This window comes from Cryobacterium sp. TMT1-62 (assembly GCF_004403145.1).
GTDB classification, from domain to species: Bacteria; Actinomycetota; Actinomycetes; order Actinomycetales; family Microbacteriaceae; genus Cryobacterium; species Cryobacterium sandaracinum.
The window spans coordinates 57,045-69,378 of sequence record NZ_SOGZ01000042.1 but is presented as its reverse complement, the minus strand read 5'-3'; the positions used below and the strand labels follow the sequence as shown (position 1 = coordinate 69,378).

Below are 12,334 nucleotides of genomic sequence, written 5' to 3'. Positions count from 1 at the left end.
CCCTTCAAACCTGACGGTTCACCGAATAGCGTCAGGCGCGTCGGGGGCATCGGCAGTCGACTGGGCCGGCGGAGAGACGGCCCGCAACCGCCAGAGCGACGTCACTTCCTTCGACCGGGCGGCGTGCAGGGGATCGGACGCGTCGGCGGCGCGGCCGTGCACGGGTTTGGCGTCCAGGCGGGCGACGACCTCGAGGCCCGCGTCCTCGATCAGGTCGAGGAGTTCGCCGCGGGAGCGCAACCCGAGGTGCTCGGCGATGTCAGAGAGCACGAGCCAGCCCTCCCCGGCCGCCTGGAGGTGGTCGGCCAACCCGGCCAGGAAGCCCCGCAACATCCGGCTGTCGGGGTCGTAGACGGCGAAGTCGGTGGCGGTGACGGCGGACGCGGGAATCCACGGCGGGTTGCAGACCACGAGGTCGGCGCGGCCGGCGGGGAACAGATCGGCCTTGATGATCTCGACCGCACCGGCCAGCCCGAGCCGCCCGATGTTCGCGCGCGCGCAGGTCAGCGCCCGTGGCTCCTGGTCGGTGCCGACCACGTGACGGATGCCGCGTCGCGCCAGCACCGCAGCGAGCACCCCGGTGCCCGTGCCGATGTCGAACGCGGTGGCGGCCCCGGCGATCGAGCCGGCCTCAGCCGCAGAACCTCCGGCCCAGGCTGCCGGCAGCGTGGCCGTGTTCACCAGGTCGAGGTATTCGCCGCGCACGGGCGAGAACACCCCGTAGTGCGGGTGGATGCGGGCGCCGAGCGCGGGCACGTCGACCCCGGTCGTGCGCCACTCGTGCGCCCCGATGACGCCGAGGAGCTCGCGCAGGGCGGTGACCGAGGCATCCGTCGCCGGGCCGTAGGTCTCGGTGCAGGCCTGGCGAACGTCGGGCGCGCGGCGGAGCGGAACGGTGTAGTCGGCGTCGAGCGGCACGAACACCAGGCCGAGCAGCCGGGAGCGGCGCAGCGCCTCGGAGCGGTAGTGCCGGAAAGCGGCGGCCAGGTCGGTGGTGGGCGCGTGCCGGCCGTGGTCGATGCGGCGGGCGAGGGCGCTGAGCAACTGGCGGGCGCCCAGGAAGTCGCCGCGCCAGAGCATGCCGGTGCCAGCCTTCGCGTGGCGGTAGGCGGCACCCGCGGTCATCGTGTCGTCGGCGATGACGATGCGTTCCGGCGGCGCCCAACCGCTCTCCGAGTGCCAGAGGGCCGACCGGGTCCGCCCGGCCTCCGCCCAGGTGATGCGGGCGGGCCCGGTCGCCGTGTTCGTGCTGGTCATGGGTTCCATCTTTGCGCGGGTGGGGTGGGGTGGGGTGGGCGTGCCGGGGCCGGCGGGAGAGCACGGGGTGCGGCCCGATCAACGCAGCGCGGGCATGACCTCGCGTTCGAAGAGTTCCAGACCCGAGCGGTCGTAGGCGGCCTCCGGGAAGTAGTGGATGGCGTAGCCGAGGCCGCGTGCCTTCATGCCGTTCAGGCGCTCGACGACCTGTTCCGGTGTGCCGACGCACTGCGCCTCACCGCTTCGGTACTCGGCCATGAATGCCGCCGCGCCCTCCGAACCGAGGTAGGGGGTGACCCGGGCATCGATGGCGTCGAGACGGTCGGCGACCTCGGCCTCCGTCGCCGCGATCACGGTATTGTAGTTCGCCGAGCGGGTGATCGCGCCGAAATCGGTGCCTTCCGCCATGCAGTGCGCCTCGAGCAACTCGCTCTTGTGCGAGAAGCCCTCGGGGGAGCCGTCGAAGTTCGTGTAGTTCGCGTACTTCGCCGCGATCTTGAGGGTGACCTTCTCGCCGCCGCCGGCGATCCAGACCGGGATGCCTCCGTCCTGCAGTGGTAGCGGCCGCACGATGGCGCCGTCCACCTGGTAGTGCTGTCCGTCGAGGGTGGCCTTGCCGGTGGCCCAGGCCTGGCGCATGATCTGCACGCCCTCGTCGAGGCGTGCGAGGCGCTCGCCGGCGCGCGGGAAGCCATAGCCGTAAGCGCGCCATTCGTGCTCGTACCAGCCGGCGCCGATGCCCATCTCGACGCGTCCGCCGGAGATGATGTCGATGGTCGAGGCGACCTTCGCGAGGTAGGCCGGGTTGCGGTAGCTGATGCAGGTGCACATCTGGCCGAGGCGCACCCGTGTCGTGGTGGCGGCGAACGCGCTCATCAGCGTCCAGGCTTCGTGGGTGGCCTCCTCGCTCGGCACCGGCACGGTGTGGAAGTGGTCGTACACCCAGATCGACTCCCACTCGCCGGCGTCGGCGTGCGCGGCGAGGCCGCTCATGGTCGCCCACTGTTCGACGGGATCGATGTCGACCAGGTCGTGACGCCAGCCCTGAGGTATGAAGAGTCCGAATCGCATGGTTTCGAGCCTACGCGGGGGTAGCGAATGCTGCGTCCTGCGCCCTGCAGTTGCAGCTGGTGCCCGGGACCGGGAAGATCAACACCATGAAGTTCGTTCTGGCCCCCGACTCGTTCAAGGAATCCATGTCGGCCGTCGAGGCCGCCACGGCCCTGGAGCGCGGCATCCGTTCCGTCTTCCCCGGCGCCGAGTGCGTGCGGGTGCCGATGGCCGACGGCGGCGAGGGCACCGTGAACGCGATGGTTGCCGCCTGTGGCGGTGAGATCGTGGAGACCGAGGTTCAGGATGCCCGCGGACGCCCGGTGCTGGCCGCCTACGGCTATGTGGCCGCCGAGCAGCTGGCGATCATCGAGGTTGCGGCGTCGGCCGGCATCCATCTCGTCGCCGCAGCCGACCGGGACGCACGCACCGCCAGCACGTACGGCGTCGGGCAGCTCATCACCGACGCGCTGGACCGCGGTGCGAGCCGGTTCGTGATCGGGCTGGGCGGCTCGGTGACCAACGACGGAGGGGCTGGCATGCTTCACGCCCTCGGCGCTCGTCTGTTCGATTCCGCCGAACGTGACCTGGACTGCGGGGGAGCGGCGCTTGCGCGGCTCTGCCGGATCGACCTGGAAGGATTCGACCCGCGGGCGCGGTCCGCGTCGTTCGAGATCGCGAGCGATGTCGCCAATCCGCTGCTCGGTCCGGGCGGCGCCACCGCCGTCTTCGGCCCGCAGAAAGGCGCCGATCCGCAGGCCGTGCGGGACCTCGAGGAGGCCCTCACGGTCTTCGCGCGGGTGCTGACCGCGGATTCCGGGCGTTCCGTGGCGGAGCTGCCCGGCGCCGGCGCGGCCGGCGGGCTCGGCGCGGCCTTCCTCGCCTGCTTCGACTCCCGCATGCGGCGGGGCGTCGAGGTGGTGATGGAGGCCGCCCTCCTCGAGCGTCGCCTGAGCGGGGCCGACTTCGTTTTCACCGGCGAGGGCAGCATCGACGGGCAGACCCTGCACGGCAAGACCCCGCTCGGCGTGGCCGAGGCTGCCGCGCGCAACGGTGTGCCCGTGATCGCGTTCGCGGGCCGGGTAGGACCCGGGTCCGAGGTGCTCTATGACCAGGGCTTCGCCGCGCTGGTGCCGATCGTTCAGGAGGTCAGCGACCTCCCGCAGGCACTGACGGATGGTCCGGCGAACCTCGAACGGGCCGCCGCCACGGTGTGCCGTATCCTCGCCCTCGGGCTGTCGGCCGGGGCGGCCCGCGGGGCGCAGACAAGCTAAGCGACGGGAGCCGGAACGTCACGGACGGCTCGAGATCACACACCCGAGCTCACAGGCTCGAGATCGTCAGGTACCGCCCTCATTCGCGAGGGTGAGGGCGGCCGCCAGCGCGGTGACGGAGTCGAGGTAGCGGCCGCCGAACGGCACGGGACGCCCCCGGGCGTCGAAACGGTAGACCAACGGCTGTCCGGTGGGCAGGTTCAGGTCGCGGATCTGCCCGTCGGACAGGCCGTCGATCACCGCGCACAGAGCCCGCAGGGAGTTGCCGTGGGCCACCACGAGCACGATCTCGCCGCGGGCGAGAAGCGGGTCGACGCGCTCGGTGAGGAAGGCATCCACTCGGGTGATGACGTCGCTGAGCGCCTCGGTGCGGTTCAGTGCGGCCGCCGGCAGCGCGCGGAACAGGGCGGTGCCGGCGAACTCGTCGTAGAGCAGGTCGCCCATGGCGGGCGGGGCCTCGGCGACCGAGCGGCGCCAGGCCACGAACTGTTCCTCGCCGAACTCGGCGCGCACATCGTCTTTGGAACGGCCGGTCAGCGCGCCGCAATTGCGTTCGTTCAGTCGCCAGTCGGCGTCGCAGCCGACCGGCGGGCGGGCCAGACCGGCGGCGACGATCGCGGCGGTCTGCCGGGCGCGTGTCAGCGTCGAGGTGAACAGGGTGACAGGTGCTGCAGCGGGTGCCGGTGCCGTGGTCATGGCCGGAGAGCCGGTGCCGGTGGTCGGTGGCCGTTCGCCCGGCAGCGCAAGGTTGAGGAGGATGGTGGCCGTGTGGGCCTCGCGGATCCCCTGATCCGACAGCGGCGCATCCAGCACGCCCGTGAACAGCCCGGCGGCGTTCGCGGTGCTCTGGCCGTGCCGCAGCACGATTAACACCCCCGTTTCACGCACGGTGACCAGCCCTGTTCGAGTCTCAGCCGGCGGATGCCTCAGCCGTCGCGGATCTTCCGCCGCTAATTCTCAGGCTACAGCCCCGCAGTGACCACCGCCCGGCGGGGAGTGGCCGGGTTGAGCGGGAGCGACTCTCGCGGAAGGGGGTGGGCTCAGAAGCCGAAATCGCCGCCGCCGAAATCGCCGCTGCCGGAGTCGCCGCCGGAACCCGCGTCGCCGCCGGAATCGCCGCCGGAGTCGCCGGAACCGGAGTCGGCGCCCGAGGCATCCGCGCCGCCGGAGTCTATGGGCAGGAAAGCGCTCATCAGCGTCGACGCGATGACATAGCCCGCCACGGTGCCGAGCAGGGAGCTGCCGACCATGCTGCCGAAGCTCGGCCCGCCCTGGCCCTGGTTGCCGAAGGCGCGGGTGAGGGTGCCGGGCTGGCGCAGCTCCGCCCGGGTGGCCGCCTGGGCCAGTGTTGCCGGTTCGGCGTTCGCCGGGCGCTCGCTGGCGTTGGCGTTCTCGCTCAACTGGCGGAACAGCAGGTCGCGTTGCTCATCGTTCAGTTTGCTGAAGGCCTCCGCGTGCACCTGCTCGATCATCTCGGGCGGTGCCGTGCGCAGTAGGTACTGATAGCGATCGACGGCGATCTCGTCGTCGGTGCGCTGCGGTGCGGCCGCGCGTCGCTGCTGTTCCGGCTGCTGGGGCTCCGTTCCGAAGAGGCGGTCGAAGAATCCCATGGTGTGCTCCTCTGGCTCGGGTGGTCTGGGGCGTTGGTCCCTACGATTCCACCCGTCGCTGGGTAGGCGCTGGAACCGTGCGCTCAGCGCTGCCGCGCGGCCGCCACGATCACGGCGATGCGGCCCGGAACCGAGTCGTCCTGGAGCGCGGTCACGTCGCCGAGCGCACGACCGGCCACGATATCGCCGAGGAGGCGACGCATGATCTTGCCCGAGCGGGTCTTGGGCAGGTCAGGCACAACGAACACCTCCTGCGGCCGGGCGACGACCCCGATGGCCTGCGTGACGTGCGCGCGCAGCAGCGGCTCGAGGGTGCCCCGGGCGGCCAGCCAGACCGCGGGGTCGCCCAGGTTGCCGCGCTCGCCGGAACCGCTGGTGGGGCGCGGTGCCGCGGCCGGGATCACGAAGGCCGCGATGGCCTCGCCTGTTCTCGCATCCGTCACGCCGACGACGCCGGCCTCGCCGACCAGCGGATGTGCGACGAGCGCCGACTCTATCTCGATCGTCGACAAGCGGTGCCCGGACACGTTGATGACGTCGTCGACGCGGCCGAGGAGCCAGATGTCGCCGTCGTCGTCGTATTTCGCGCCGTCGCCGGAGAAGAAGAAGCCCTGCTTCGCGAACCGGGCCCAGTAGGAGTCGCGGTAGCGCTCGGGGTCGCCCCAGACGGTGCGGGCCATGCCTGGCCAGGTGCCCTCGATCACGAGGTAGCCGCCGGAGCCGAACGGCACCGGCCGGCCGTGGTCGTCGACGACGTGGGTCGTCAGGCCCGGCAGGGCGCGCAGGGCCGAACCGGGCTTGAGCGTGCTGACGCCCGGTAGCGGCGCCATCACGGCGGCGCCGGTCTCAGACTGCCACCAGGTGTCCACGATGGGGGCGCTGCCAGCGCCGATGTTCTCGCGGAACCACACCCAGGCCTCCGGGTTGATGGCCTCGCCGACCGACCCGAGCAGACGGATGCTGGACAGGTCGAACTCGCTCGGCAGCCCTTCCGGGAACCACGTCATCAACGTGCGGATGAGTGTTGGCGCCGTGTAATAGGTGGTTACCCCGTAGCGCTCGATGATCTCGAGGTGCCGGCCCGGATGCGGGGTGTTCGGCGTTCCCTCGTAGATCACCGAGGTGGTGCCGTTGGAGAGCGGCCCGTAGTGCACATAGCTGTGAGCGGTAACCCAGGCCAGGTCGGCCGTGCACCAGTGCACGTCGTCGTCCTTGACGTCGAAGACGGCCCAGTGACTCCAGGAGGTGTGCGTGAGGTACCCGCCGCTGGTGTGCACGAGCCCCTTCGGAGTACCCGTCGTGCCCGAGGTGTAGATGATGAACAGCGGGGTCTCCGCGTCGAAGTACGCGGGTTCGTGCACGGGGGAGGCGAGGTCGACGCTGTCGTGCCACCAGACATCCCGGCCCGGCGTGAAGGGGATGTCGGGGGTCAGGTCGCCGGTGCGGCGCACCACGAGCACGTGCTCGATCGAGTCCACGCCCGCGACGGCCTCGTCGGCCGCGGCCTTGACCGGCACGGCCTGACCCCGGCGGAACTGGCCGTCGGTGGTCACGAGCAGCTTCGCGCCGGTGTCCTCGACCCGGAACCGCAGCGCCTCGGCGGAGAAGCCGCCGAAGACGAGCGAGTGCACGGCGCCGAGGCGCGCGATGGCGAGGGTGATGATGATGGTTTCGAGGATCACCGGCAGGTAGAGCACGACCCGGTCGCCCGGCACGATGCCGAGGTCGGTAAGCGTGTTGGCGGCGCGGTTCACCGCGCGTTCGAGTTCGGCATAGGTGATCGTTCGGCGGTCGCCGGGCTCTCCCTCGAAGTAGAAGGCGACCTTGTCACCCTTGCCGGCGGCCACGTGCCGGTCGACGCAGTTGACGGCCACGTTGAGCTTGCCGCCCGCGAACCACTCGGCGCGGGGAATGGAGAGCACGCCGTCGGCGTCCGCCCTGGCCGGCTGCCAGGTGTGGTCGGTGTGCCACGGCTCGGCCCAGTCGAGGCGGTTGGCCTGCTCGGCCCAGAACGCGATCGGATCGGCGGCGGCCCGGTCCCACCAGGTGGCGTCGACGTTGGCCTGCGCCGCGAAGGCGGCCGGGGCCGGGTAGCGCCGGGTTTCGGTCAGGAGATTACGGATGGTGGCGCTCGCCGGATCGAACGGGGCCGGCATCGGCGTCAGGCCCATTTGCGGTTCGCCCAGCGCTCGAAGAGGCCAACGGCGGCATCCGTCAGCTTGCCGAGGATGGCGAGCAGGATGATGGCGAGCAGGATGCGGTCGATGCGGCCGTTGTTCTGGGAGTCGATCAGCAGGAAGCCCAGCCCCATCGAGGAGGCGATCAGCTCGGCGGCCACGAGGAACAGCCAGGCCTGGGCCAGAGCCAGCCGCAGCCCGGAGACCACGGCGGGGATCACCGCGGGCAGCTGCACGGCCGTGAACAGGCGCGCCCTGCGCAGGCCGAACGCGCGGCCCGCCTCCACGAGCTGACGGTCGACGTGCCGCAGCGCCGCAGACACGGTCGTGTAAACGGGGAAGAAGGCGCCGATGGCGATCAGGGTGAGCTTGGACTCCTCGCCGATCTTCAGCCAGAGGATGAGCAGGGGAACCCAGGCGAGCGACGGCACCGCCCGGATGGCGCCAAGGGTAGGGGCGAACAGTACGTCGGCGGCCCGGGACAGGCCGACCAGGGCGCCCAGGGCGATGCCCAGGGCGGCGCCGACGGCGAAACCGATGAGCACTCGCTGGGTGGAGATCGCCGCGTACTGGCCGAGCAGCCCGCTCGCGAACAGGTCGACGCCGGCCTGCCAGACCATCGCGGGGGAGGGCAGTTGGGCCATCGTGAACACGCCGAGCGCGGTGGTGAGCTGCCAGGCCGCGAGGATCAGGACCGGCAGGACCGCTCCGCCGCCGAGGGCGATCCAGCCGCGCGAGGCGAGCGGCCGGCGCGGGGCACGCGCCGTGCGGGCGGCGGGGGCGGATGCAGCGAATGCGGTGGCGTCGGGCACGGTCCGGGCCGACGTGCGCGGCAGCGTGCGGGGCACAGTCTCGGTCATGGTCGCGTCCTCTCGGTGGGTGGCGCTGGTGGGGCCGGGGTGCTGGGTGCAGGGGGGTGTTGGTGGTGCGGGTGTCCGGGGCGGTTGCCCGCCCCGGACGGCGCTACGGTAATTCCTGATTACTCCGTGACGACCGACGGGTCGGCCTTCGTGGCGAAGCTGTCGTTGACGATCGTGTCGAGGGCGTCGTCGATCTGGCTCTGCGCTGCCACGTCACCGGCGGCGACGAAGGTCGGGCCGATCTTCTTCAGCACCGTGAGCTGGGCCTTGCCGGGCACGTTGTCCACGTCGAGGTTGGAACGCTCGGTGATCACCGTGGTGGCCACGGCGAGGTCGAGGCCCGAGACGCCGGCCAGGATCTCGGCGGTCTGGTTGGGGTTCTCCAGCGCCCAGGCGCGGGCGTGCTCATAGACGTCGACGACGGTCTGGGCCACATCGGGCTTCTCGGTCAGGAAGCTTTCGGTGGCGTTGAGGAACCCGTAGCTGTTGAAGTCGACGTTGCGGTAGAGCAGCTCCGCGCCGGCAGCCTCGGCACCGGCCATGATCGGGTCGAGTCCGGCCCAGGCGTCGACCGAGCCGTTCTGGAGGGCAGCCCAGCCGTCGGCGTGCTGCAGGTTCTGCACGGTCACGTCGTCGAGGGTGAGTCCGGCCTCCTCCAGAGACTGGAGCAGGAAGAAGTAGGGGTCGGTGCCCTTGGTGGCGGCGATCTGCTTGCCCTTGAGATCGGCGACGTCGGTGATCGCGGAGTCGCCGGGAACGACGAGGGCCGCCCACTCGGGCTGCGAGAAGATGTCGATGACCTGGATCGGCGAGCCGTTCGAGCGGAACAGCAGCGCGGCCGAGCCGGCGGTGGAACCCACGTCGATGGCATTTGCGCGCAGTGCCTCGTTGGCCTTGTTGGAGCCGGCCGACTGTACCCAGTTCACGGCGATGTCCTGGTCGCTGAGGGCATCCTCGAGCCAGCCCTGGTCCTTGATCACCAGGCTGAGCGGGTTGTAGGTGGCGAAGTCGATGTTGAGGGTGCCGCCGGTGGTGACGGTGGTCTTACCCGCTTCGGCGGCCTCGGCCGGCTCGGCGACCGGCTGGTTTTCACCCGCGACGCAGCCGGTGAGCAGCAGGGCGGCGGCGGTTGCGACGGCAAGGAGTGCGATTCGTGTGGTGGAGCGGTGCTGTGTCATCGGGATCTCTCAGTTGATTGGGCAGCGGATGCTGCACCCGGTGTGGGAAAGCGGTGGTGAAAGCAGTGCGGTTGTGAAGTGGTGAGGCAGAAAAGTCAGTAGGGGAAGGCCGGGATGGTAGAGGTCGCGGCGAGCCCGCGTGCCTCGCCGTGGCGGTCGATGCCGAGCCCGGCGAGAAGTCGTCCGCGCAGTTCGGCGAGTTCCGCCGAGCCGCGGTCGCGGGGGCGGGCCCCGGGAACGGTGAGTTCCTGCACGATGGTGGCGCCGGCGCCGGCGCGGGTGCCGTTGTCGGGCCGGCCGAGCAGGATGATCCGGTCGGCCAATTGCAGCGCCTCGTCGACGTCGTGCGTGACCAGGAGGACCGTCGTCGGCGCCTGGGCGTGCACGTCGAGCAGGAGGTCCTGCATCTTCAGGCGGGTGAGCGCGTCGAGGGCGCCGAACGGTTCGTCGAGCAGCAGAACGCCCGGGTTGCGGGCCAACGCCCGGGCGAGGGAGGCACGCTGCGCCATCCCGCCGGAGATGGCCCGGGGGCGGTGGCCGGCGAACGCGGCCAGACCGACCAGCTCGATCAGTTCGGCGACGCGGGCGCGGCCGGCGGCCCGCGGGGTGCCGCGGGGCAGTCCCAGTGCGACGTTCTCGGTGACGGTGCGCCAGGGCAGCAGGCGCGGCTCCTGAAATCCGACCGCGCAGCGCGGGTCGATGCCGGCGACGGGCGAGCCGTCGATTCTCACCTGGCCGATGGTCGGGGAGTCGAGGCCGCCCGCGATGCGGAGCAGAGTGGACTTGCCGCATCCGCTCGTGCCCAGAATCGCCAGCACCTCGCCGGGCCGCACCGTGAGGGAAATGTCGCGGAGTACCGGGGGTAGGGCGGTGGCCCCGCGGGTCGTGGCAGGGGCGAACGTGCGGCCGATCGCCTCGAACTCGACTGTGCAGGCCGAGTTTCCGGTCGTGGTCGTGGCCGTGGATCTGGACGCCGCGCCGCGCACGGACGCCGGATCGGCGAACGCCTCGTGTGGTGCGGCGCGGTGCGGCATGGGCGGCTTTCGGTCGAGGGAGGGGAAGAGTTGCTTGACGTTAGCCGAGGGCAGACGGATGCTGCTGGGCCGGCCGCAACCCGACGTAACACGCGGCGCTTCTTCTTGGGATGATGGGGCCATGACTCGAACCGTTTCCGGAGCCCGTGTGCTCATTACCGGTGCCGCCAGCGGCATGGGCCGCCTCTATGCCGAGCGGGCCGTCGCCGAGGGCGCGAAAGCCGTGATCCTCTGGGACCGGGACGCCGGGGCGCTGACCCGTGCGGCCGGCATCCTCGGCGATCGGGCCGGCGAGGGCACGCTCGTTGTCCCGTATGTCGTGGACATCGCCGACCTCGGCGCGATCGCCCAGACCGCCCAGCGGGTGCGCACGGAGGTCGGCGACCCGGACATCGTGATCAACAACGCCGGCATCGTGCGCGGAGCCTTCTTCTGGGAGCACGACAACGGCGCGGACACGCGGCCGACCATGCAGATCAACGCGCTCGCGCCGATGTACATCGCCCGGGAGTTCCTCCCGGCGATGATGGCCAATCGCGGTCGTGCGTCGCGTATCGTGAACATCGCGTCGGCGGCCGGGATGCTCTCGAACCCTCGGATGAGCGTCTATGCGGCGTCGAAGGCGGCCCTGATCGGGTGGGGCGACTCGCTGCGTCTGGAGCTCAAGCAGCAACGGTTCGGGCACGTGAAGGTCACGACCGTCTGCCCCAGCTACATCTCGACCGGGATGTTCGAGGGTGCCCGCGGTCCGCTGCTGACGCCGGTGATGACGCCGGAATACGTGGTCGAACGGGTCTGGCAGGCGATGCTCGCGGGCAAGCCCATGCTCACCATGCCGTGGACGGTCGTGCTCTCGAAGGTGGTCCGCGGTCTGCTGCCGCTGCCCCTGTGGGACGTCGTCGCGGGTCGCGTCTTCGGTGTCTACGGCTCTATGGACAAATTCACCGGTCGCCCCTGACCCGAGTCCCGGTGGTCGAGCCTGTCGAGACCCGGCGACCCGCCCCGCCGCCGCCCCCCACGACGCTGGTCGAGCCTGTTAAGACCCGGGACGAGAGCCGCGCCCTACAGCCCCACCCGCTTGCTCGGCAGTGCGATCAGTGTCTGTTCCGGGTCGTTCTCCACCGGTGGCCGCAGCCAGTGTTGCGTTCCGGTGCGGGTGATCTTCCACTGCTGGTTGTGCAGCAGTAGATGGTGCGGGTGGCAGAGCAGTACTTCTTCGGCGAGGTTGGTGTCTCCGCTGTCGGTGAGCCAGTCGTTGATGTGGTGGGCTTCGGTCCAGGCTGGTGATCTGTCGCAGTCGACCCACCGGCATCCGCCGTCGCAGAGCACCCGGTCGATGGTTTCCTGCGAGATGGGGACCGGGTTGCCTTCGATCTGCCCGTGAGCGGCGGGTTCGGCGGCACCCGGCTCGGCGGGTTCGGCTGTGAGGGCCTTCTCGGTCACGATCACGCGCCGCCTGGCGGCGTCCGCCGAAGACCCGGCCCGGGTCGGCCTCGCCGGCGACCTTCGGCAGCTGCACGAGGGAGTCCGTGTTGATCTGCTCGGTGCTGCGCGGGTCGTCCTGCTTTTTTTGGGCCCAGGCGGCGCGTTCCGGGTCGACGAAGCGTACTCCGCCGCGGCGGGGGCTGGTGATGGAGTCGAAGGTGGAGATCACGAACTCGCCGTCTTCGGGGGCGAAGAGCCCGTTCAGGCGCACGTTGCCGTTGCTCAGCCGGTAGACCTTCAGGTAGCGGTCGTCGCGGGCCTGCTTCTCCCGGGCGGCGATGCCGGCCTGATCGAGCCGGTCGCGCATCTGTCTCGCCCGTTTGAAGACCTCGTCGGCATTCAGTGACGGTGCCTCGGTGAGGAGCGCCGCGAGGGCCACCCGGAGCTTCTCCGCGGTAACTGCCGCGTC

At 70.7% G+C, this 12,334-nt stretch carries 11 protein-coding genes and 1 pseudogene; 2 read left to right on the top strand and 10 right to left on the bottom strand.

Going from position 1 to position 12,334, the window contains the following annotated elements:
* Positions 1 to 18: 18 nt before the first annotated feature.
* Both E3T34_RS12690 and E3T34_RS12685 read right to left on the bottom strand, forming a co-directional pair.
* A complete protein-coding gene (locus tag E3T34_RS12690) occupies positions 19 to 1,257 on the bottom strand; it encodes a class I SAM-dependent methyltransferase (RefSeq protein ID WP_134343191.1) in 1,239 nt (412 codons plus the stop codon).
* A 78-nt stretch (positions 1,258 to 1,335) separates the two neighbouring features.
* Positions 1,336 to 2,328: an LLM class F420-dependent oxidoreductase gene (locus tag E3T34_RS12685; protein WP_134343190.1), complete on the bottom strand. Its 993-nt coding sequence runs from the start codon at positions 2,326 to 2,328 to the stop codon at positions 1,336 to 1,338.
* An 86-nt stretch (positions 2,329 to 2,414) separates the two neighbouring features.
* Between E3T34_RS12685 and E3T34_RS12680 the strand changes: the two genes are divergently transcribed.
* On the top strand, positions 2,415 to 3,581 hold the full coding sequence (locus E3T34_RS12680) for a glycerate kinase (protein WP_104100105.1): 1,167 nt from the start codon (positions 2,415 to 2,417) through the stop codon (positions 3,579 to 3,581).
* Between the two features lie 66 nt (positions 3,582 to 3,647).
* On the opposite strand, the gene E3T34_RS12675 is transcribed toward E3T34_RS12680, so the two are convergent.
* The 6 genes from E3T34_RS12675 to E3T34_RS12650 all read right to left on the bottom strand — a co-directional run bounded on the left by E3T34_RS12675 (position 3,648) and on the right by E3T34_RS12650 (position 10,440).
* The gene (locus E3T34_RS12675) at positions 3,648 to 4,445 is read right to left on the bottom strand and encodes a 2,3-bisphosphoglycerate-dependent phosphoglycerate mutase (protein ID WP_241977408.1); all 798 of its coding nucleotides are present in this window, start codon (positions 4,443 to 4,445) and stop codon (positions 3,648 to 3,650) included.
* Between the two features lie 176 nt (positions 4,446 to 4,621).
* Positions 4,622 to 5,191: a hypothetical protein gene (locus tag E3T34_RS12670; protein WP_134343188.1), complete on the bottom strand. Its 570-nt coding sequence runs from the start codon at positions 5,189 to 5,191 to the stop codon at positions 4,622 to 4,624.
* A gap of 83 nt (positions 5,192 to 5,274) precedes the next feature.
* Positions 5,275 to 7,362, bottom strand: a complete 2,088-nt coding sequence (gene acs, locus E3T34_RS12665; protein ID WP_233191265.1) for an acetate--CoA ligase — start codon at positions 7,360 to 7,362, stop codon at positions 5,275 to 5,277.
* Positions 7,353 to 8,228, bottom strand: a complete 876-nt coding sequence (locus tag E3T34_RS12660; RefSeq protein ID WP_134343187.1) for an ABC transporter permease — start codon at positions 8,226 to 8,228, stop codon at positions 7,353 to 7,355. The genes acs and E3T34_RS12660 overlap by 10 nt, the downstream gene beginning before the upstream one ends.
* 119 nt (positions 8,229 to 8,347) lie before the next feature.
* Entirely contained in the window at positions 8,348 to 9,406 is a 1,059-nt protein-coding gene (locus tag E3T34_RS12655; RefSeq protein ID WP_134343186.1) for an aliphatic sulfonate ABC transporter substrate-binding protein, read from the bottom strand.
* A 95-nt stretch (positions 9,407 to 9,501) separates the two neighbouring features.
* Complete coding sequence (locus tag E3T34_RS12650; RefSeq protein WP_134343185.1) at positions 9,502 to 10,440, bottom strand: ABC transporter ATP-binding protein; 939 nt, start codon at positions 10,438 to 10,440, stop codon at positions 9,502 to 9,504.
* A 121-nt stretch (positions 10,441 to 10,561) separates the two neighbouring features.
* On the opposite strand from E3T34_RS12650, the gene E3T34_RS12645 reads away from it, so the two are divergent.
* The gene (locus E3T34_RS12645) at positions 10,562 to 11,398 is read left to right on the top strand and encodes an SDR family NAD(P)-dependent oxidoreductase (RefSeq protein WP_104100056.1); all 837 of its coding nucleotides are present in this window, start codon (positions 10,562 to 10,564) and stop codon (positions 11,396 to 11,398) included.
* Between the two features lie 104 nt (positions 11,399 to 11,502).
* On the opposite strand, the gene E3T34_RS16585 is transcribed toward E3T34_RS12645, so the two are convergent.
* Both E3T34_RS16585 and E3T34_RS16985 read right to left on the bottom strand, forming a co-directional pair.
* Positions 11,503 to 11,883 (bottom strand): hypothetical protein, encoded by a 381-nt coding sequence (locus E3T34_RS16585; RefSeq protein WP_241976926.1) that lies wholly within the window; start codon positions 11,881 to 11,883, stop codon positions 11,503 to 11,505.
* Positions 11,884 to 12,004: 121 nt separating this feature from the next.
* Positions 12,005 to 12,304 (bottom strand): annotated as a pseudogene (locus tag E3T34_RS16985) (DUF222 domain-containing protein); the annotation flags it as partial.
* Positions 12,305 to 12,334: the final 30 nt, after the last annotated feature.